The sequence below is a fragment of the Streptomyces sp. NPDC050534 genome (genome assembly GCF_044457745.1).
Classification (GTDB): Bacteria; Actinomycetota; Actinomycetes; order Streptomycetales; family Streptomycetaceae; genus Streptomyces.
On sequence record NZ_JBITHF010000006.1, the window covers coordinates 271,825 to 292,083 of the forward strand.

Genomic DNA, 20,259 nt, shown 5'->3' on the forward strand with positions numbered 1-20,259 from the left:
GGATGGGCAGGAGCCGCAGAACAATTCCGGAGGAGCTTCTGCTGCTGGCACTGGACCCGACCACGGGTACCACTGCACAGCCGCAGTCGCTCGACCTCGGTCTGGCCGGAGCGCAGCTAGTGGAGCTGGCGCTGGCCGGACGGATAGCCCCAGACGGGGATCGTATCGCCGTGGTAGCCCCACGGCCGACTGGAGATCCAACGTTGGACTGCGCGTTGGAGTTGCTGCGTAGGCGCGGCGCTCCCGTGCGGGCAGTGAACTGGATTGGCGGACCCCGTCTCGGGCTGCGCCAGACCTATCTCTCTCATCTGGAGCGGTGCGGCATGGTGCATGCCGTGGCGGGCCAGATGTGCGGAGTGCTGCCGACGACGCGGTACCAGGCGACGGACACCGAAATCAGCCGGGAGATCAGGGCCCGGCTGGATTCCGCGATCCGTACCGGCGTACCGCCCGACCCGCGGACCGCGGCGCTCGCCGCCCTGGCCCACGCGGTCGGCCTCGGCAAGCACCTGTATCCGGGCAACGAGGGACGGTCCTCGCGTTCCCGGCTGCGGGATCTGATCAGGCACGACCCCATGGGCGGCCTCGTGGCACACGCCGTGATGGACGTCCAGAACGGCGTGGCGGCCCAGCCGCGCCGCAGCCCGGCCGCACCGCCCGGCCGTCAGGCCGCGGTACCGGCCAGGTCAGCGCCGGAACCCGCTCGTGGCGTTCCGATGCAGCCGCGCCGCGGCTCCATGGCGCGCGTCGTGGCGCACTGAGCCGCAGCACCACGACGAGCGACAGGAACCGCAACCGCAGCACCACGCACCGCCGAGCGCCGCACCGAGCCTGAACAGGCAGTCCCCAAGACCCGGTACGGGAGCCGCTGGCCGCGCGGGGCCGCGGGACCGTCATGCCACATCCGCCCCTGCGGATGACGTGACGGTTCCGCCGCCCCGCGCGGCCGCATGTGCGGACAGGGCGGCGAACTGGCGCGTATGCAGCGCATATCCGACTGTTTCCCAGCGGTGGCGCGCGCCTTGGTGGCAGTCTGCTCAACAGCAGATACGCAAAGTGGCTAGTCGAGGCACGCAGCCGGAGGTGCACGTCCCGTGGCGTCCAATGTCAATCCCACCGTCAGGCGGCGCCGGCTGGGCCAGGAGCTGCGCCGGCTCCGTGAGCTCAAGGGCATGACGGCCGAGGAAGTGGCGGAGCGGCTTCTGGTGTCGCAGTCGAAGATCAGCCGGCTGGAGAACGGCCGGCGCAGCATCAGCCAACGTGACGTCCGTGACCTGTGCGGGGTCTACGAGGTGGAGGACCACCGGATCGTCGACTCGCTCATGCAGATGGCCAAGGACAGCCGCCAGCAAGGCTGGTGGCACTCCTTCGGCGACATTCCCTACAGCGTGTACATCGGCCTGGAGACGGACGCGGCGAGCCTTCGGGTCTACGACCCCCAGGTCGTCCCGGGCCTGCTGCAGACCCGGCAGTACGCGGAGGCGCTGATCGCGGGAGCGCTCCCCGAGACCGCGGCCGCCGACATCGAGAAGCGTGTCCAGGTGCGGCTGCGCCGGCAGGAACGAATCACCGCCCCGGAGAACCCGCTGCGGCTGTGGACGGTGATGGACGAGGCGGCGCTTCGGCGCGTGGTGGGCAACCGCTCCCTGATGCGCGACCAGTTGGAGCACCTCGTGGAGCAGTCCCAGCTGCCGCACGTCACCGTGCAGGTGATCCCGTTCGACATGGGGGCGCATCCCGGCCTCAACGGCCAGTACGCGATCCTCGAGTTCCCGGACGCGGCCGACTCCAGCGTCGTCTACATCGAGGGCGTCACCAGCGACCTGTACCTGGAGAAGGCCAACGACGTGCAGAAATACAGCGTGATGTACGAGCACCTGCGCGCCCAGGCCCTGAATCCGGACCAGTCCCGGCAGTTCATCGCGGACATCGCAAAGGAATATGCCCGCTGAAGCGCCGCACCGTACACCTTCCCCGGGTCGAATTGGAAGACCCACCTGGAATATGCCACCCGGTCGAGCGAATAGTCGCTTCGCATGCCGAGGTTCGCGAGTAGCGTCGATCACGCCACCACACACCAGAGGTTGGCGCAAACCGCGCTGTGGATCCGGAGTCGGATCCGTCGTGCGGTGACAGCAACTCAACAACTGGCACTTCGGAGCAAAAATGGCAATTCGTCAGGGCGGCACGCACACGTGGACCAAGTCCTCGTACTCCACCGGCAACGGCGCGTGCGTCGAGATCAAGTCACCGGTCCGCGCGGCCATGGCCGTCCGGGACTCCAAGGTCCCCGAGGGCCCCGTACTGGCCTTCCCGGCCGACGCCTGGAACACTTTCGTCGGCTCGATCAAGGCGTAAGGGGAGGATCTTTCTGATCCTCGGCCCGAGTTCACGTTCCACAACTGCACAAGCACCACAGGAAGAGCCCTCTCGTCCAGCTTCGCCGTCCTTGCCGAGGGGGCTCGGCTTGTGCCCGGCCGCACCGGCCGTCCGCTACCTCAGACGGTCCACGTACTTGTCCGTCCCCGGCACGGTCGGGACGAACGGCGCCACCAGCTCCACCCTCCCCAGTCCGGCCTCCCGCACCGGCGCGTCCAGGTCCGCGAAATACGCCTCCCAGCACTCGCGCGGATCCGCCTGCAGAAACCACAGCAGGGTCAGCCTCGTGTCCACGCCCTCGACCTGCTTCACGTACGTCATGCGATCGCCGGGCAGCGGTGTCGGCCGGAAGACGGTCACCATCGCTGCCGGTGAGCCCGCCACCCGCTTCGGCAGATGCCGCGAGCGCAGCCAGTCCAGCAACTCGGCGCGCTGTTCGGCCGATTCGGCGTCGATCACCTCCACGACCAGACCCGCGTAGGGATGGTCGAGGGCGTGGAAGTCGCGCGGCCCGGCCGCCCCGTCCCGGTAGACCGTCGCCTCGTGGTCCTGGAACGCCGTGAAGACGTGCGTACGGTCCTGGTAGACGCGGGCGTCGCGGTTGAGGCGCTTGTTGATGGCCACGGTCCACTTCATGTGGTCGTCGTAGCGGCCGTCCGTGATCCAGTACGTGGAGATGTAGCAGCCCGCGGTCACCGGACTGGCGATCGCCGACTGCTCCGGATAGCGCAGCAGTTGGAGGTCCCGGGTCGCCACCCAGCGGCGTCCGGCGTACATCCAGGGCATGGCCATCGCGCCGGCGTAGTAGTGGTCGTCCTCGTACCAGCGGTTGTACGCGTACTCGTGCCCGGGGTGGGGCTCGACCATGGTGATCAGGGCATGGCCCGGACGGACCCCGTACGGCCCCACGGCGGCCAGTTCCGCGTACGTCCCGCTGCGGGTGCCGGTCTCCTCGGACATGGGCGTTCCCCTTCCTTCGTCGGCCGCTCGCCCATACTCTGACGCTCCGTCAGAAAATGCGCCAGGGTCAGGGCGGAGGTCAGTCATGTCACTGCTAACGGGCAGAACGGTCGTCGTGTCGGGGGTCGGCGCCGGGCTCGGTCATCAGGTCGCGGCGGCGGTCGTACGGGACGGCGGGAACGCGGTGCTCGGGGCGCGCACCGAGGCCAACCTCGCCAAGAGCGCCGCCGACATCGATCCGGACGGGGCGCACACGGCGTACCGGCCGACCGACATCACGGACGAGGCACAGTGCGAGCAGCTCGCGGCGCTCGCGCGGGAACGGTTCGGGCGGATCGACGCGATCGTCCATGTGGCGGCCTGGGACAGCTACTTCGGCGGCGTGGAGGACGCGGACTTCACCACCTGGCAGTCGGTGATCGACGTGAACCTGCTGGGCTCGCTGCGGATGACCCGGGCCTGTCTGCCGGCGCTCAAGGAGCGCGGCGGTTCGGTGGTGTTCATCGGCACGCAGTCGTCGGTGGCGGCGCCCAGCCAGGTGCGGCAGGCGGCGTACGCGGCCTCGAAGGGCGCGCTGACGAGCGCCATGTACTCCCTCGCCCGCGAGCTCGGCCCGCACCGCATCCGGGTCAACACCGTGCTGCCGGGCTGGATGTGGGGGCCGCCGGTGCAGGCGTACGTACGGTTCACCGCCCACACCGAGGGGGCGCCCGAGCCCGACGTGCTCCGGCGGCTCACCGAGCGGATGGCGCTGCCGGACCTGGCGACGGACGGGGACGTGGCCGACGCCGCGGTCTTCCTCGCATCGGACCGGGCGCGGGCCATCACCGGGCAGTCGCTGCTGGTCAACGCGGGGGAGCTGATGCGCTGAGGGCGCTGTCCGGGCATTTCCGTTTGTTCATGTGAGTGAACAGAGGTCAGCAAGACGAACATCTTTACTTGCTCTTGACCCTACGTCCGCTTGTCGTGTCCGCGCTACCGCACCCACGATGAGCGGGCACTTCGCGGCCTCTCCCGGCTTCCCACGCCCCTACCCCGCTCAGGCGAAGTGCCAACCAACTGAGCGCGGTTCACAAGGCGGACCCTGGAAGGGGGGCACATGAACAGTCTCGACTGGGTCGTGCTCATCGGCTACTTCGGCGTGATGGTGGCCATCGGCATCTGGTCGCACAAGCAAGTGGGCAACGTCAGCGACTTCTTCACGGCCGGCGGGAAGATGCCGTGGTGGCTGTCCGGCATCTCGCACCACATGTCGGGCTACAGCGCGGTCCTGTTCACGGGCTACGCGGGCATCGCGTACACCTACGGTGTGACGTCCTTCGTCACGTGGTCCTTCCCGATCGCACTGGGCATCGCCATCGGCTCGAAACTGTTCGCGCCGCGCATCAACCGGCTGCGCTCACGACTCCACGTGGCCTCGCCCCTCGAGTACCTGAAGAACCGCTACGACCTCAAGACCCAGCAGGCGCTGGTCTGGTCGGGCATGCTGCTGAAGATCGTGGACGTCGGCGCGAAGTGGGCGGCGATCGCGACCCTGCTGTCGGTCTTCACCGGCATCTCGCTCAACCAGGGCATCCTCATCACCGGCGCGATCACCGCCGTCTACTGCACCATCGGCGGGCTGTGGGCGGACGCACTGACCGAACTGGGCCAGTTCATCATCCAGTTGCTGGCGGGCGTCGCGATGTTCGTGGCCGTGGTGCTGAAGCTGAACGACAAGGGCATCGGCCTCTTCGACGCCTTCGACCAGCCGGCCCTGCACGGCCACGGCAAGCCGCTGGTGGGCCCGTACGGCACGGTCTTCCTGCTGGCGTTCCTCTTCATCAAGCTCTTCGAGTACAACGGCGGCATGCTCAACCAGGCCCAGCGCTACATGGCGACCGGCAGCGCCCGGGAGGCCGAGCGCTCGGCGCGGCTGTCCGCGGTGCTGTGGCTGGTCTGGCCGGTCGTCCTCTTCTTCCCGATGTGGGTGTCGCCGCTGCTGGTGCACGCGCAGAAGCCGGACGGCTCCGACTCCTACGGCCTGATGACCGAACAGCTGTTGCCACACGGCCTGTTGGGTCTGGTGATCGTGGGCTTCTTCTCCCACACGATGGCCATGTGCTCCTCCGACGCCAACGCGATCGCTGCGGTGTTCACCCGGGACGTGGCGCCGGTGGTGTCCGAGAAGGCCCGGGCCTGGGGCGAGCGTTCCGGCCTGATCGCGGCCCGGGTGACCACGGTGCTCTTCCTCGGTCTGTCGATGGCGGTGGCGACGCAGGTCAACTCCCCCGCCTTCAAGGACATCATCACCGTCGTCATCAAGTGGGTCGCGGGGCTCATGGGCCCGATAGCCATCCCGATGATGCTGGGCCTGCTGCGCCCCTTCCGCCGCTCCGGCCCGACGGCGGCGCTCGTCAGCTGGTCGATGGGTCTGCTGGCCTTCTGGCTGGTGAACTACCCCATCAACTGGAGCGTCGACGGCGGCGTCCCGCTCCAGTACCAGGTGTCGATCCCGCTGGCCGTCTCGCTGGTGCTGTACATCCTCGTCGGCCACCTGAAGCCGGAGGACACCCCGGAGCGGCTGGCGGTCATCGAGCGGATCAACACGGACGACGACAGCGCGGCGGCCGCCGTGCCGGTGCCGGCGGGCGAGGTGGAGGACGTCACGGGACGTACTCCTGTGAAGGACTGACGCTCCGTCATCATTCGTGGAGGACCCGGGCCGTGGTTCAGGCCCGGGTCCTCACGCGTTCTTCCGTACGGGCAGACTGACCGTATGACGCCACCCGACTTCAAGGCCGACCTGCTGCGCTATCTGCGGGACGCCCGCAGCGCCCTGCTCTGGAAGCTCGAGGGCCTCTCCGAGTACGACGTCCGCCGCCCGCTGACGCCGACCGGCACCAATCTCCTGGGCCTGGTCAAGCATGTGACGTTCGTCGAACTGGGCTACCTGGGCGACACGTTCGGCCGCCCGTCCGGCGTGCCGAGCCCCTGGGCCGCGCCCGCCTGCACCGACGACCCGAACGCCGACATGTGGGCCACCGCCGACGAGTTGCGGGAGGACGTCGTCGCCCGCTACCGCGAGGCGTGGGCGCACGCCGACGCGACCGTGGAGGCGCTGCCCCTCGACGCACAGGGCCATGTGCCGTGGTGGCCGAGCGACAACGACATGACCCTGCATCACGCCCTGGTGCGCGTCCTCGCCGACACGCAACGGCACGCCGGGCACGCCGACATCCTGCGCGAGACCCTCGACGGGGCCGTGGGCATGCGGGACGACAACTCCAGCCTGCCGACGGACGACGCGGCGTGGTGGAAGGAGTACCGCGACCGGCTCGAGCGCACGGCCGAGGAGGCGGCGCGCAAGGCGCAGTAGCCGCAGCCGCAGCCGCAGAGAAGTTGACGCTTCAGGCCCGCGGATACCGGGCGAGCCACCCCGGCGACGAGCCGGCCGGACCGTGCAGGGCCGGGCCCTGGGTCATCTCCATGGCGAAGTCGTCGGCGAGTTCCAGGAGGGTGGGACGGCCTTCCAGCTCGGCGAGCCAGCCCGGCGGGAGGGCCGTCTCGCCGTGCAGGGCGCCCAGGAGACCGCCGGTGAGGGCGGCCGTCGCGCCCGAGGGCCCGTCGTGGTTGACGGCGAGGCACAGGCCGTGGCGAACGTCCTCGCCCACGAGCGCGCAGTACACGGCGGCGGCCAGCACGCCTTCCGCCGTACCGTCACCGGCCAGCTCGGCGACCCGCGCCGGCGTGGGCATCCCCTGCCGTACCGCGCCGAGCGCGTGCTGGAGCGCGTCCGAGACCGGCTGATGCCCCGGGCGAGCGGCGAGCAGGGCGAGCGCCCGCTGCACGGCGCCGTCGAGGCTCTCGCCGCGGGCCAGGCCGTGCACGATCACGGCGTACGCCCCCGCCGAGAGGTGAGCCGCCGGATGCCCGTGGGTCTGGGCCGCGCACTCCACCGCGAGCTGGACCACCAGCTGCGGCTCCCAGCCGACCAGCAGCCCGAAGGGCGCGGACCGGGCGGTCGCCTCGGGCCCGGCCTCCCCCGGGTTCTTGGGCGCGTCCAGGGTCCCCATGTTCTCGTCGCCGAACCCGAGCAGCAGCGACCGGGTGGGATCCCGCCGGGCGTAGAGCCACTCCTCGCGCGCCAGCCAGCCGTCGTCCTTGCGGCGCTCGTCGGGCCCCCAGTCGCGCTGGGTGGCCGCCCAGCGCAGATACGCCCGGTGCAGATCGGTCGGCGGATGCCAGGCGCCGGTGTCGCGGCGGACCTGGGCCCGGATCAGCCCGTCCACGCTGAACAGGGTGAGCTGGGTGAGATGGGTCACGGCGCCGCGTCTGCCGTAGGCGAAGGCGAGGTCGACGACGCCCTCGGCGCCGTACTCGTCCCGGATCGCGTCGAGTTCCAGCCCGTCCACGGGCGCGCCCAGCGCGTCGCCGACAGCGGCCCCGAGCAGCGTCCCGCGCACCCGGCTCCGGAAGTCCTGCTGCTCGGCACGGCCCCACACGGCCCCAGCCGTCGCGTTCACCAGGGCCTCCCTCCGGCACCGTCCGACGCATGACAGCTCAGCACTGTAATCGAACGAGGACGGTGGGTTTAGGGGGTGGTCTGGTATGCGAAATGCGCTACGGATGGTCCCGAACGGTCCTGAGTGATCCGGAGTGGTCAGGTGTCGCTCGCGGCGGACCCGGGCCCGGTCCGGGTCACTCGCGGTCGGCCGGCACAGGGAGAATGGCTGTCATGACCACAACCACCCCCCGCAACGCCCTCTCCCTGTCCGCCGCCCTCCTGACAGCCACCGTCGCCCTCTACATCGCTCTGGTCGCCTTCGGGAACATCACCGACTTCGGCACCAACCAGGCGTTCGTGCAGCACGTCCTGGCCATGGACACCACGTTCAAGGACGACGACCTGATGTGGCGGGCCGTCACCAGCAAGGGGCTGCAGAACACCGCCTACGTCGCCATCATCGTCTGGGAGACCGTCGCCGCACTGGTCCTCGTCTACGGCACCTGGCTCTGGGCCCGGCGCGACCACGCGCGTGCCCGTGCCGTGTCGACCTACGGCCTGCTGATGCTGCTGCTGCTCTTCGGTGCCGGCTTCATCGCGGTCGGCGGCGAGTGGTTCTCCATGTGGCAGTCGAAGACCTGGAACGGACTCGACGCGGCGCTGCGGGTGTTCGTGCTGAGCGGGGTCGTCCTGATCGTCGTGCAGCTGACCGGCCGGCGGGGCGAGGACTGACCCCCGGGCCTACTTGACGACGGCCACCTTCGTACCGGCCGTCCCGAACGTCCACATCGCCGCCCCGTCCGCCGTCCGCATCCGGATGCCGCCCGTCGGTGTCCCGGAGGCGGGCGGCGGCGAGGAGCCGTCCACGGCGTTGGAGAAGGCGATGTTGGAGCCGGACCGCACGGTGAAGTACACGATGTGCTCGATCTTCACGCCGTCCGAGCCGGTGATGGGGCCCTCGGAACGCGTGCCGACCGTGTAGGTCCCGGGCTCCGGGGCGACGGTCCCGGGCCAGACGGCGAAGGTGCGCCGGGCCGCGTCGCTCGCGTCGACCAGCCAGACCGTCTTCCGCCCGAGCGAGTAGACGATGCGGCGCCCGGTGCCGGAGCCGTCCGGCACCGCGACCGGTCCCTTGGACTGCGCGGGCTTCGGATGCGCCGGCGCCGACGTGCTGGGCCTGGCCGCGACCGCGTGCGGTTTCGGTCCCTTGTCGGCCTGCACGGCCAGGACCGTGACCGCGGCTATCGCTCCCACCGTCAGGCCGGTCACCCAGACCTTCGAGGCTGGCACGGCACGCATCTCCTCGGTTACAGGACCCCTCGGACCCGATGGAACAGGGGTCCGATCATCGTACTGTGGCGCCCTCGCTGCTCCGTCCGGGACGGCTCAGTCCAGTACGGGCTCAGTCCAGTACGGGCTCAGTCCAGTACGGGCAGCAGTTCCGGGAGGTGTCCGTCGGACGCCGCCGCGGCCCGCTGCCGTTCCTCCGGGACCTCGCCGTACAGCGTCGTACGCGGCCTCGCAGGGCGGCCGGCCGCCTCCGCCACCGCGATCAGGTCCCGCACCGACTTGTAGGAGCCGTAGGAGGAGCCCGCCATGCGGGAGATCGTCTCCTCCATGAGGGTCCCGCCCAGGTCGTTGGCGCCGGAGCGGAGCATCTCCGCGGCGCCCTCCGTGCCCAGCTTCACCCAGCTCGTCTGGATGTTGGGGATGTGCGGATGCAGAAGCAGGCGGGCCATCGCCGTCACGGCCCGGTTGTCCCGCATCGTCGGGCCCGGGCGGGCGATCCCCGCCAGGTAGACCGGCGCGTTGGTGTGGATGAAGGGCAGCGTCACGAACTCGGTGAAGCCGCCGGTCTGTTGCTGAATACGCGCGAGCGTCCTCAAATGCCCCAGCCAGTGGCGGGGCTGGTCCACATGGCCGTACATCATCGTCGACGACGAGCGGATGCCCAGCTCGTGCGCCGTCGTGATCACCTCGATCCAGGTCGCCGTCGGCAGCTTGCCCTTGGTCAGGATCCAGCGGACCTCGTCGTCGAGGATCTCCGCCGCCGTGCCGGGGATCGAGCCGAGGCCCGCCTCCTTGGCGGCGCTCAGCCACTCCCTGACGGACAGGCCGGTGCGGGTCGCGCCGTTGACGACCTCCATCGGGGAGAAGGCGTGGACGTGCATCCCGGGCACGCGCTCCTTGACCGCCTTCGCGATGTCGAAGTACGCCGTGCCCGGCAGGTCCGGGTGGATGCCGCCCTGCATGCACACCTCCACCGCGCCCACCTCCCACGCCTGCTGGGCGCGGTCGGCGACCTGGTCCAGGGAGAGGGTGTAGGCGTCGGCGTCGGTGCGGCGCTGGGCGAAGGCGCAGAAGCGGCATCCCGTGTAGCAGACGTTGGTGAAGTTGATGTTGCGCGTGACGATGTACGTCACGTCGTCGCCGGCCACCGACTTGCGTACGTCGTCCGCGACTTGGCACAGCGCGTCCAGCGCCGGGCCGTCCGCGTGCAGCAGCGCGAGGGCCTCGTCGTCCGTCAGCCGTGTCGGGTCGTCGGCCGCCGTCGCCAGGGCCTGGCGGACGTCGGTGTCGATGCGCTCGGGGGCCATGCCGGGGGCGGCCGCTGCGCGCAGTTCGGCCCAGTCGCCGTAGACCTCGTCGAAGTCGTCCCGGCGATCGGAGGTTCGGCCCTCGGTGTCGATCGACGTGTGCAGATCCGTACGGCCGGACGGGACGAACACCTCCTCCGGCTCCTGCCAGGCGTGGCCCTCGACGACGGCGTCCGGCCGGGCGAGGCCCGTCTCCGCGTCGGCCAGGGCGCTGACGTGCGGGCGCAGGCGCGGGTCCAGCCAGGGTTCGCCGCGGCGCACGAACTCCGGGTAGACGCAGAGGCGTTCACGCAGTTCGAAGCCGGCCGCCGCGGACTTCGCGGCCAGCTCCTCGATCTGCGGCCAGGGGCGCTCGGGGTTGACGTGGTCGATGGTCAGCGGGGACACCCCGCCCCAGTCGTCGATGCCGGCGCCGATCAGCCGCTCGTACTCGGAGTCGACGAGGTTGGGCGGGGCCTGCAGACAGGCGCTCGGGCCCATGATGTGCCGGGCGACGGCCACCGTCGCGACCAGCTCGTCCAGTTCGGCGTCCGGCATGCCGCGCATCGCGGTGTCCGGCTTGGCGCGGAAGTTCTGGATGATCAGTTCCTGGATGCCGTGGTACGCCCGAGACACCTTCCGCAGTGCGAACAGCGACTCGGCCCGCTCCTCGTGACTCTCCCCGATGCCGATGAGGATGCCGGAGGTGAAGGGGACGGAGGAACGCCCCGCGTCCTCCAGCACCCGCAGGCGGACGGCCGGTTCCTTGTCCGGGGAGCCGTAATGGGGGCCGCCGGGCTCGGACCACAGGCGGGTCGCGGTCGTCTCCAGCATCATGCCCATCGACGGGGCGACCGGCTTCAGCCGCTGGAAGTCCGTCCACGACATGACGCCCGGGTTGAGGTGGGGCAGCAGGCCGGTCTCCTCCAGGATGCGGATGGAGATGGCGCGGACGTAGGCGATGGTGTCGTCGTAGCCGTGCGCGTCGAGCCACTCGCGCGCCTCGGGCCAGCGGTCCTCGGGCTTGTCGCCCAGGGTGATCAGGGCTTCCTTGCAGCCGAGCGCGGCGCCCTTGCGGGCGATGTCGAGAACCTCGTCCGGCGACATGAACATCCCGTGCCCGGCGCGGCGCAGCTTGCCGGGCACGGTGACGAAGGTGCAGTAGTGGCACTTGTCCCGGCACAGCCGGGTGAGGGGGACGAAGACGCTCTTCGAGTACGTGATGACACCGGGGCGGCCCGCCGCCTCCAGGCCCGCGTCACGGACCCGGGCCGCGGACGCGGCGAGGTCCTGGAGATCCTCACCGCGGGCCTGGAGCAGCACGGCCGCCTCGGCGACGTCGAGCGCGACGCCGTCCCGGGCGCGTTTGAGGGCGCGACGCATGGAGTTCCCGGTCGGGCCGGTGCCGCCGGGGCGGTCGGAAGAGCCGGTTCCGGAGCTCACGGAAGTCGTCATCCTTCGAGCATACGGTCGAGCTGATCAGCGCCGGGAAGTCAGCCCAGGAAGGCTTCGTAGTCGTCCAGCACCCGCAGCACCTCCGCCTCCCCCGCCGGCGGCAGCTGGACCACGACCTCCTCGATGCCCAGGTCCGCGTAGTGCGCGAGCTTGCCGGGGCTCGGGTAGACGGCGTACGGGACGATCTGCAGGGCGTCCGGGTCGCGGCCCGCGTCCGCCCAGGCCGACCGCAGCACCGGCAGCGACTCGGTGAGGCCGCCCCCGCCGATCGGCATCCAGCCGTCGGCGTACGCACAGATGTGGGAGAAGAGCTTGGGGCCGGCCGCCCCGCCGACGAAGGTGCGCGGGCCGACGACCGGGCCGCGCGGCTTCTGCGCCGGCTTGGGGTGAACGTGGGAGGCCCGCACGCTGCCGAACTCGCCCTCGTACGCGGTCGGTTCCTCCGACCACAGGGCGCTCATCAGCGCCATCCGGTCGCGCACCAGGTCGCGCCGGGTCCTCCACTCCACGCCGTGGTCGGCGGCCTCCTCGACGTTCCAGCCGAAGCCGAGGCCGAGGGTGAAGCGGCCGCCGGAGAGGTGGTCGAGGGTCGCGATCTGCTTGGCGAGGGCGATCGGGTCGTGCTGCGCGACCAGCGTGATGCCGGTGCCGAGGCCGAGCCGCTCGGTGACCGCGGCCGCCTGGCCGAGCGCGACGAAGGGGTCGAGGGTGCGGCCGTACTCGGGCGGCAGCTCGCCGCCCGCCGGGTACGGGGTCGTCCGCTCCACCGGGATGTGGGTGTGCTCGGGCAGGTACAGCCCCGCGAATCCGCGCCGTTCCAGCTCACGGGCGAGCCGGACGGGGGTGACGGTCTCGTCGGTGAGGAAGATCGTGACAGCGATACGCATGAGCCATCTGTACCCGGCGGGGCCACAGATGTCCATACCGACCAGTCGGCCCTGTTTTCACGGAGAACGCTGGAAGAACTTCCGAATCCATGTACATGTCATATCGTCGAGCCCCGATCCCCTTTCCGTTCACGGAAGTTCACACCCGGACACGAAGGTGGCTCGTATGTGTGAGGACGCCCACGGCATCGGACGACGCGCCCTGTTCGTGACGGGCACGGCCGCGGCGCTTACGTTGGGAAGCGTGAGCTTCGCGGCGGCCGACGGCCAGGACCAGGGAACCCCGACGACAGCGACGATTCGCGGCACTTTGCCCACCGGTTCGCCGGACTTCGTGTACGTACCCGTCGAAGTCCCCTCCGGTGTACGGGAGATCAAGGTCGCCTACACCTACGACAAGCCGTCCGTCCCGGCCGGCACCCAGGGCAACGCCCTCGACATCGGCATCTTCGACGAGCGCGGCACCGAGCCCGGCGGCCGGGGCTTCCGCGGCTGGTCGGGCGGCGCGCGCTCGGAGTTCTTCATCCGCGCGGACGACGCCACGCCGGGGTACGTGCCGGGGCCGGTGCGGGAGGGCACCTGGCATGTGGCGCTGGGGCCGTACACGGTCGCCCCGCAGGGGCTGTCGTACGAACTCACGGTCACGCTGACGTACGGGGAGCCGGGCCGGACGCCGGCGCCCGTGTACCCGCCGGAGCGGGCGAGAGGGCGCGGCCGCGCCTGGTACCGGGGCGACTGCCACCTCCACTCCTGGTACTCCGACGGGCGCCGCACGCCCGCCGAGATCGCGGCCCTCGCGCGGGCGGCCGGGCTCGACTTCATCAACTCCTCGGACCACAACACCCATACCTCGCACCCCCATTGGGCCACCGAGGCGGGCGAGGACCTGCTGATCCTGCTCGGCGAGGAGATCACGACGCGCAACGGCCACGTCGTCGCGCTCGGCACCGAGCCCGGCACCTTCGTCGACTGGCGCTACCGGGCCCGCGACAACCGCTTCGGCAGGTACGCCCGGCAGATCCGGCGGGCCGGCGGCCTGGTGGTGCCGGCCCATCCGCACGCCACCTGCATCGGGTGCGGCTGGAAGTTCGGGTTCGGCGAGGCGGACGCGATCGAGGTGTGGAACGGGCCGTACACGCCGGACGACGAGGTGGCGCTCGCGGAGTGGGACAACCTGCTGGTCGCGTCCGTGCGCGAGGGCCGCGAGTGGATTCCGGCCATGGGCAACAGCGACGCGCACCGCGACCCGGACGCCGTCGGCCTCCCGCAGACCGTCGTCCTCGCCGACGACCTGACCCGCACCGCGATCCAGGACGGCATCCGCGCGGGCCGCTCCTACGTCGCCGAGTCCAAGAACATCTCGCTGACCTTCACGGCAAGCGGGGACAAGGGGCAGCACGCCGGGATCGGCGAACGCCTGGAGGTCGCCGCCGACACCCCCGTCACGGTCCGCGTGGAGGCCACCGGCGCCCCGCGCTGCACGATCCGCATCGTCACCGACCAGGGCGTCCTGTTCACCGGCGACCCGCTCCCCGTCGCAGGCTCGGGCACGGCGGAATGGCACACGACCGCGGCCTACGCCGCCTACGTGCGGGCGGAATTGCGGCACGAGACGGCGGCGGGGCCGGTGCCGGGGGCCCTGGCGGCGTTCAGCAACCCGATCTTCCTGGGGCGGCGCTAGTGCCCGTGGCGAGAGTCCCGTCGTCCTCGGGCGTCTGCTGAACCGGAGCAGGGGCGGCCAGGTCCACGACCACCGCCGCGTGGTCCGACGGCCACACGCCGTCGACCGGGCCGTCGCCCGCCCGCTGCACGTGCCGGACGGTGCCGATGCCGTCGGGGCCGGCCGGGGCGCCGACGTGGACGTAGTCGATGCGCGTGCTCGGGCCGAGGCCCGGGTGCACGTAATCGTTCGCCGTGTCCCAGGTGGCGGACGGGGCGGCCGGGTCGGCGTACTCCCAGGCGTCGAAGAAGACCTGGCCCGGCACGACGGGGGCGGTACGGAAGCCGCCGAAGAGGCGGATCTCGTCGGAGTCGGGCACGGCGTTGAAGTCCCCGGTGACGACGGGCGGGAAGTCCGTGCCGCCGCGGTGGGCGGCGACGAACTCGGCCAGGGCGGTGACCTGGGTACGGCGCACGGCCGAGGCGTGCAGCGGCGACGACAGGTGGACGGTGAAGAACGGCACCGGGTGGCCGGGGGCGTCCAGGCGGGCGTAGAGGGCGAGGCGCCCGTCGTCCAGTTCCTCGGGCGCGGGCAGCCGCAGCACCTCACGCTCCACGACCGGCCAGCGGCTGAGTACCGCGTTGCCGATCTCGACGCCCGGCTCGCCTATCCGCCGCTGCCAGCGCTCGGAGGCGGGCGAGGCGGCCCAGGTCCAGTGCAGGCCGAGCTCGCCGGCGAGCCACTCGGCGAGGTTCTCGCCGTCGGCGGACCACACCTCCTGCAGCCCCACGACGTCGGGCTGCAGCTCCCGCAGCCCTGCGAGAATGGCCTTCTGCCGCTCGGCCCAGGGGCCGAAGCGCCACCACAGGTTCCAGGTCACCACCCGCATGACGCCACCGTCTTTCGTGCAGGAACGTTCGAAGTTCCGCCGTTCGTCCGATCCCCCGAGAGCAACATTGAAGAGCATCGGGACCGCGCAGCGACAGGAGAACCGAAAACATGCCCCGCCACTCGGAGACCAAGTACCGCGCCGTCACGGCGTTCCAGCGCCGTCTCAACGCGGTCATGCGCAGGCTGCCGGGCCACACGCTCCTGGAGACGACCGGCCGCACCTCCGGGCTGCCGCGCCGGACGCCCGTCGGGGGGCGGCGGGTCGGGGACTCGTTCTGGCTGGTCTCCGAGTTCGGGGAGCGGTCGCAGTACGTGCGCAACATCAAGGCGGACCCGCGGGTGCGGGTCCGCCTTCGTGGTCGCTGGTACACCGGCACGGCCCATCTCCTGCCGGACGACGACCCGGTCGCACGGCTGCGCACCCTGCCCCGGATGAACAGCCTGGCCGTGCGGGTGGTCGGGGCGGCGCTGCTGACCGTGCGGGTCGATCTGGATCGGTGACGGCGGCGCCGGCCGGGGTCAGCCCGGCCAGACGATGGCCTGCACCTCGCTGTAGGCGTGCAGGGCGTACGAGCCGACGTCGCGGCCGACACCGCTCCTTTTGAACCCTCCGAACGGCGCCTCCATGTTGCGTCCGACGGTGTTCACGCCGACCCCGCCGGCCCGCAGCCGCCTGGCCACGCGGAAGGCGCGGGCCACGTCCCCGGACCACACGTAGTCGATGAGCCCGTAGTCGCTGTCGTTGGCGAGGGCGACGCCCTCGTCCTCGTCGTCGAAGGGGACGACAACGACCACCGGGCCGAAGATCTCCTCGCGGGCCACCCGCATGTCGTTGGTGCAGTCGGCGAGGAGGGTGGGGGCGACGTAGAACCCGCGCTCGGACGGGGGACGTTCGCCGCCCGTGACCACCACCGCGCCTTCCTTGCGGCCCAGTTCGACGTAGGACTCCACCCCGTCGCGGTGCGCCGCGGAGATCACCGGGCCGACCACCGTGTCCGGTTCCCTCGGGTTCCCCACCTTCAACCGGCTTGCATAGGCGGCGACTTGCTCGACCAGGCGGTCGTAGACGCCCCGTTGTGCCAGCACCCGCGTCGGTGCCGTGCAGATCTGGCCGCTGTAGAAGGAGAAGGTGGTGCCGATCCCCGTCACCGCCGACGCCAGGTCCGCGTCGTCGAGGACGAGGGCCGCGCCCTTGCCGCCCAGCTCCATCAGCTGGCGTTTCATGTCCCGGCCGCACACCGCGGCGATGCGCTGCCCGACCGCGGTGGAGCCGGTGAAGCTGACCATGTCGACGTCGGCCGACTCCACCGCCGCCTCGCCGACCGAGGCCGACTGCCCGCAGACCACGTTCACCACGCCCGGCGGTACGCCCGCGGCCTCCAGGGCCTCCGCCATCCGGTACACCGACAGCGGGTCCTGCGGAGCCGGCTTCACGACCACCGTGTTGCCCATGGCCAGCGCGGGAGCGATCTTGCCCGCCGGGTTCGCCCACGGGTTGTTGTACGACGTGATGCAGGTGACGACACCGACCGGCTGGCGCACGGCCAGCGCGCCCATCACGCCCGCCTTCCCCATCGGTCCAGCCTCGTTGATCTGCGGCGCGATCGCCCACTCGGCGGGTTCCACGCGCGCGTACCGCCGGAACCGGGCCATGCCCACCCCGACCTGCATCGCGCGCGCCGTCCCGGTGGTGGCGCCGGTCTCCGCCCGCGCCAGTTCGGCGTACGGCGCGAAGTGGGTGCCGATGATGTCCGCCGCGCGGCCGAGGACCGCGGCCCGTTCCGCGGGCGGGGTCCTCGACCACGGTCCGAGGGCCTCGCGGGCCGCGGCACACGCCGCGGCCACCTGATCCCGCGACGCCTCCGGCGCCCAGCCGACGGTCTCCTCGGTCGCCGGGTCGGTGACGGCGTAGTGGCCGCCGCCGGGTTCGACCCACTCACCGCCGACGAACAGCCGCTGCCCGTCGGCCACTTGGCTCACCGGGTGCTCACCGTCGTCGTGTCCCGCCCGGACCTGAGCACCGTGCCCGGTACGGCCCCGCTCACCACGTCGTCCCGGATCGCCTCGACCCCGTTGACCCACACGGCCCGCACCCCGAGCGCCTTGGCGTCCAGGCGCGGACTGTCACCCGGCAGGTCGTGCACCAGGGTGGCCTGGCCCGCGTCGACCCGTTCCGGGTCGAAGAGCACCAGGTCCGCATGGAAGCCCTCCCGCACCCGGCCCCGCTCGCGCAGCCCGAACAGCCGCGCCGGGTCGTCGGTCAGCATCTTCACGGCCTGCTCCAGACCGACCAGCTTGCGGCGGCGCAGACAGTCGCCGAGGAACCTCGTCGTGTACGGCGCCCCGCACATGCGGTCCAGGTGCGCGCCCGCGTCGGACCCGCCGAGCAGGACGTCCTCGTGCTGCCAGGTCTCGGCCCGCAGCGCCCAGGACGCCGGATCGTTGTCGGTGGGCATCGGCCACAGGACCGTACGCAGGTCGTCGGCGGCGCAGATCTCGACCAGGCAGTGGAAGGGGTCGAGCCCCCGCTCCTGCGCGATGTCCCGCACCACCCGCCCGGACAGTCCGGCGTTGGCCTCGCTGTAGGTGTCGCCGATGACGTACCGCCCGAAGTTCGCGAGCCGCCGGAAGACGCCTGCCTCCTTCGACTGGGCGCGCCGCAGCATCTCGGCCCTTACGTCCGCGTCCCGCAGCCTGGCGATCCGCTCCGGGACGGGCAGTCCCAGGACCGGCCCCCAGCCGGGTATCAGGTTCAGCGCGCAGAACGTGCCGAGCGACATGTTCATCGGCGTCAGGATCGGCATGGTCAGCGCGACGACGCGGCCGCCCGCCTTGCGCGCCCGTTCGCTCGCGAACAGCTGCCGGGGCACCCGCTCGGGGACGGCCGCGTCCACGGTCAGCACGTTCCAGTTCAGGGGCCGCCCGGCCGTGGCGCTCATCTCCACGAGCAGATCGATCTCCGCGTCGCTGAACTGGTCCAGGCAGCCCGCGACGATCGCCTCGATCTGCGTCCCCTCGTGCTCGCCGACGGCCTTCGAGAGCGCGAGCAGCTCGGCCGGTTCGGCGTGCCGGGAGGCGACGGGCTGCCCGTCGCCGTCGGAGTGGGTGGAGGACTGGGTGGTGGAGAACCCCCAGGCACCGGCGTCCATGGCCTCGTGCAGCAGCCGTACGATCTCGGCGAGTTGCTCCTCACTGGGCTGCCCGCCGACCGCGTCCGGCCCCATCACATGCCGCCGCAGCGCACAGTGGCCCACCATGAAACCGGCGTTGACGGCGATCCTCCCTTCGAGGGCATCCAGGTACTCCCCGAAGGTGTGCCAGCTCCAGGGCGCCCCCTCCTCCAGCGCCACCAGCGACATGCCCTCCACCTTGGACATCATCCGCCGGGTGTAGTCGGCGTCCTCGGGCCGGGACGGATTCAAGGGGGCGAGCGTGAAGCCGCAGTTGCCCGCGGCCACGGTCGTCACCCCGTGGTTGAGAGAGGGCGTCGCGTACGGATCCCAGAACAGCTGGGCGTCGTAGTGCGTGTGCGGATCGACGAACCCGGGCGCGAGGACGAGCCCGGACGCGTCCTCGGTGGTGCGCGACTCCTCGGTGACACTTCCTATGACGGCGATGCGGCCATCCCGTATGCCGACGTCGGCGACAAGTGCGGGCTCCCCGGTCCCGTCAACAACCGTCGCCCCTTTGATGACGTGATCGAGCATGAACCTGGCCTCCTCAGGCCTCCGTTGCGCTGGAGTTTTTGGGGGCGCGGGGAACGGCGCGACCAGCCACAGACGACCCGCACCCCGCAACGGCGATCACACGGCAGACCGGAACCGGGACGTCCGATGCACCGGATCCGTGTCGATCTTCGGAATCACGTGCTCCCCGATCAGCCGGATCGTCTGCAGCGTCTCCTCCTTCGGCACCCCCACCGGCAGCCCGAAGCTCAGCTGGTCCGCCCCGGCCTGCTCCCACCGCTTGCACTGCGTGAGCACCTCGTCCGGGTCGCCGCAGATCAGCAACTCCTCCTCGATCAGCAGCTCCACGAACTCCGGGGTGTACTCGGGCAGCGTCTCCGGCCACACCGGGAACCCCTCGGGCCGCGGGAAGGTGTCGTGGTACCGGAACACCAGCGAGGGCAGATAGTGCAGTCCGCCGTGCACGGCGATGTCGATCGCCTCCGCGTGCGTCGGCGCACAGATCGCCGTCGTCGTCACCATCACGTTGTCGTTGACGAAGTCCCCGATGGGCTCCGCGTTCACGACCGCCGTCTTGTACTGCTCCAGCACCCACTCCATGTCGGAGACCTTCTGGATGCTGAACCCAAGCACCCCGAGGCCCTTCCTCGCGGCCATCGCGTACGACGGCGGCGACCCGGCGGCGTACCACATGGCGGGGTGCGACTTCCCGTACGGCTTGGGCAGGACCTTGCGCGGCGGCAGCTGCCAGTGCTTGCCCTGGAAGCCCACGTACTCGTCCTGGAGCCACATCTTCGGGAACTCGGCGATCGTCTCCTCCCAGATCTCCTTCGTGTAGTTCATGTCGGTCACGCCCGGTATGAACCCGAGGATCTCGTGCGAGCCGGCCCCGCGGCCGCTGCCGAACTCGAAGCGGTTCTCGGTGAGGTGGTCGAGCATCGCGACCTTCTCGGCCACCTTCACCGGGTGGTTGACCTGGGCGAGCGGGTTGAAGATCCCGGAGCCGAGGTGGATGCGGTCCGTGGCGTGCGCCAGGTACCCGAGGAAGACGTCGTTGGCGGAGAGGTGCGAGTACTCCTCCAGGAAGTGGTGCTCGGACGCCCAGGCGTACTTGAAGCCCGACCTGTCCGCCTGGATGACGTACTCGGTCTCCTCCATCAGCGCCTTGTGTTCGGCGAGCGGGTCGGTCTCGGCGCGCTTGCCCACGTATCCCTGTACAAAGAGCCCGAATTCCAAGGCGGGTCACCATCCCTACGTTCCTGACGCACCGTCAGATTCT

At 70.8% G+C, this 20,259-nt stretch carries 18 protein-coding genes; 9 read left to right on the forward strand and 9 right to left on the reverse strand.

Going from position 1 to position 20,259, the window contains the following annotated elements; translation table 11 throughout:
• The first annotated feature begins 2 nt into the window (after window positions 1-2).
• The 3 genes from ACIBN2_RS21335 to ACIBN2_RS21345 all read left to right on the forward strand — a co-directional run bounded on the left by ACIBN2_RS21335 (window position 3) and on the right by ACIBN2_RS21345 (window position 2,358).
• Window positions 3-761: a GPP34 family phosphoprotein gene (locus tag ACIBN2_RS21335; protein ID WP_399136192.1), complete on the forward strand. Its 759-nt coding sequence runs from the start codon at window positions 3-5 to the stop codon at window positions 759-761.
• Window positions 762-1,094: 333 nt separating this feature from the next.
• Complete coding sequence (locus ACIBN2_RS21340; protein ID WP_384251875.1) at window positions 1,095-1,952, forward strand: helix-turn-helix domain-containing protein; 858 nt, start codon at window positions 1,095-1,097, stop codon at window positions 1,950-1,952.
• Window positions 1,953-2,166: 214 nt separating this feature from the next.
• Window positions 2,167-2,358 (forward strand): DUF397 domain-containing protein, encoded by a 192-nt coding sequence (locus ACIBN2_RS21345; protein WP_393868694.1) that lies wholly within the window; start codon window positions 2,167-2,169, stop codon window positions 2,356-2,358.
• Between the two features lie 135 nt (window positions 2,359-2,493).
• On the opposite strand, the gene ACIBN2_RS21350 is transcribed toward ACIBN2_RS21345, so the two are convergent.
• Window positions 2,494-3,339 (reverse strand): hypothetical protein, encoded by an 846-nt coding sequence (locus ACIBN2_RS21350; RefSeq protein WP_399136193.1) that lies wholly within the window; start codon window positions 3,337-3,339, stop codon window positions 2,494-2,496.
• An 85-nt stretch (window positions 3,340-3,424) separates the two neighbouring features.
• Here ACIBN2_RS21350 and ACIBN2_RS21355 point away from each other — a divergent pair, with 85 nt between their 5' ends.
• The 3 genes from ACIBN2_RS21355 to ACIBN2_RS21365 all read left to right on the forward strand — a co-directional run bounded on the left by ACIBN2_RS21355 (window position 3,425) and on the right by ACIBN2_RS21365 (window position 6,697).
• Window positions 3,425-4,210 (forward strand): SDR family oxidoreductase, encoded by a 786-nt coding sequence (locus tag ACIBN2_RS21355; protein WP_399136194.1) that lies wholly within the window; start codon window positions 3,425-3,427, stop codon window positions 4,208-4,210.
• Window positions 4,211-4,438: 228 nt separating this feature from the next.
• Entirely contained in the window at window positions 4,439-6,013 is a 1,575-nt protein-coding gene (locus ACIBN2_RS21360; protein ID WP_399136196.1) for a sodium:solute symporter family protein, read from the forward strand.
• Between the two features lie 84 nt (window positions 6,014-6,097).
• Window positions 6,098-6,697 carry a DinB family protein gene (locus tag ACIBN2_RS21365; protein ID WP_399136197.1) on the forward strand — a complete coding sequence of 200 codons (600 nt, stop codon included), beginning with the start codon at window positions 6,098-6,100 and terminating at the stop codon, window positions 6,695-6,697.
• Window positions 6,698-6,728: 31 nt separating this feature from the next.
• On the opposite strand, the gene ACIBN2_RS21370 is transcribed toward ACIBN2_RS21365, so the two are convergent.
• Complete coding sequence (locus ACIBN2_RS21370; protein ID WP_399136199.1) at window positions 6,729-7,844, reverse strand: ADP-ribosylglycohydrolase family protein; 1,116 nt, start codon at window positions 7,842-7,844, stop codon at window positions 6,729-6,731.
• 212 nt (window positions 7,845-8,056) lie between these two features.
• Between ACIBN2_RS21370 and ACIBN2_RS21375 the strand changes: the two genes are divergently transcribed.
• Window positions 8,057-8,557, forward strand: a complete 501-nt coding sequence (locus tag ACIBN2_RS21375; RefSeq protein WP_399136201.1) for a DUF2165 domain-containing protein — start codon at window positions 8,057-8,059, stop codon at window positions 8,555-8,557.
• Between the two features lie 9 nt (window positions 8,558-8,566).
• Here the strand turns inward: ACIBN2_RS21375 and ACIBN2_RS21380 are convergent, their stop codons facing one another.
• From ACIBN2_RS21380 to ACIBN2_RS21390, 3 genes are all read right to left on the reverse strand, one after another.
• Entirely contained in the window at window positions 8,567-9,124 is a 558-nt protein-coding gene (locus tag ACIBN2_RS21380; RefSeq protein ID WP_399136203.1) for a hypothetical protein, read from the reverse strand.
• A gap of 119 nt (window positions 9,125-9,243) precedes the next feature.
• Window positions 9,244-11,856 carry a bifunctional FO biosynthesis protein CofGH gene (locus ACIBN2_RS21385; RefSeq protein WP_399136205.1) on the reverse strand — a complete coding sequence of 871 codons (2,613 nt, stop codon included), beginning with the start codon at window positions 11,854-11,856 and terminating at the stop codon, window positions 9,244-9,246.
• Between the two features lie 38 nt (window positions 11,857-11,894).
• The gene (locus ACIBN2_RS21390) at window positions 11,895-12,743 is read right to left on the reverse strand and encodes an LLM class F420-dependent oxidoreductase (protein ID WP_399136206.1); all 849 of its coding nucleotides are present in this window, start codon (window positions 12,741-12,743) and stop codon (window positions 11,895-11,897) included.
• A gap of 166 nt (window positions 12,744-12,909) precedes the next feature.
• On the opposite strand from ACIBN2_RS21390, the gene ACIBN2_RS21395 reads away from it, so the two are divergent.
• On the forward strand, window positions 12,910-14,424 hold the full coding sequence (locus ACIBN2_RS21395; protein ID WP_399136207.1) for a CehA/McbA family metallohydrolase: 1,515 nt from the start codon (window positions 12,910-12,912) through the stop codon (window positions 14,422-14,424).
• On the opposite strand, the gene ACIBN2_RS21400 is transcribed toward ACIBN2_RS21395, so the two are convergent.
• A complete protein-coding gene (locus ACIBN2_RS21400) occupies window positions 14,393-15,292 on the reverse strand; it encodes an endonuclease/exonuclease/phosphatase family protein (RefSeq protein ID WP_399136209.1) in 900 nt (299 codons plus the stop codon). The genes ACIBN2_RS21395 and ACIBN2_RS21400 overlap by 32 nt on opposite strands.
• A 110-nt stretch (window positions 15,293-15,402) precedes the next feature.
• Here ACIBN2_RS21400 and ACIBN2_RS21405 point away from each other — a divergent pair, with 110 nt between their 5' ends.
• Window positions 15,403-15,795, forward strand: a complete 393-nt coding sequence (locus ACIBN2_RS21405; RefSeq protein WP_399136211.1) for a nitroreductase/quinone reductase family protein — start codon at window positions 15,403-15,405, stop codon at window positions 15,793-15,795.
• Window positions 15,796-15,813: 18 nt separating this feature from the next.
• Here ACIBN2_RS21405 and ACIBN2_RS21410 read toward each other — a convergent pair whose 3' ends face one another.
• From ACIBN2_RS21410 to ACIBN2_RS21420, 3 genes are all read right to left on the reverse strand, one after another.
• Window positions 15,814-17,274, reverse strand: a complete 1,461-nt coding sequence (locus ACIBN2_RS21410; RefSeq protein ID WP_399136213.1) for an aldehyde dehydrogenase family protein — start codon at window positions 17,272-17,274, stop codon at window positions 15,814-15,816.
• A complete protein-coding gene (locus tag ACIBN2_RS21415) occupies window positions 17,271-19,001 on the reverse strand; it encodes an amidohydrolase family protein (protein ID WP_399136215.1) in 1,731 nt (576 codons plus the stop codon). The genes ACIBN2_RS21410 and ACIBN2_RS21415 overlap by 4 nt, the downstream gene beginning before the upstream one ends.
• A gap of 96 nt (window positions 19,002-19,097) precedes the next feature.
• A complete protein-coding gene (locus ACIBN2_RS21420) occupies window positions 19,098-20,216 on the reverse strand; it encodes an LLM class flavin-dependent oxidoreductase (protein ID WP_399136217.1) in 1,119 nt (372 codons plus the stop codon).
• Window positions 20,217-20,259: the final 43 nt, after the last annotated feature.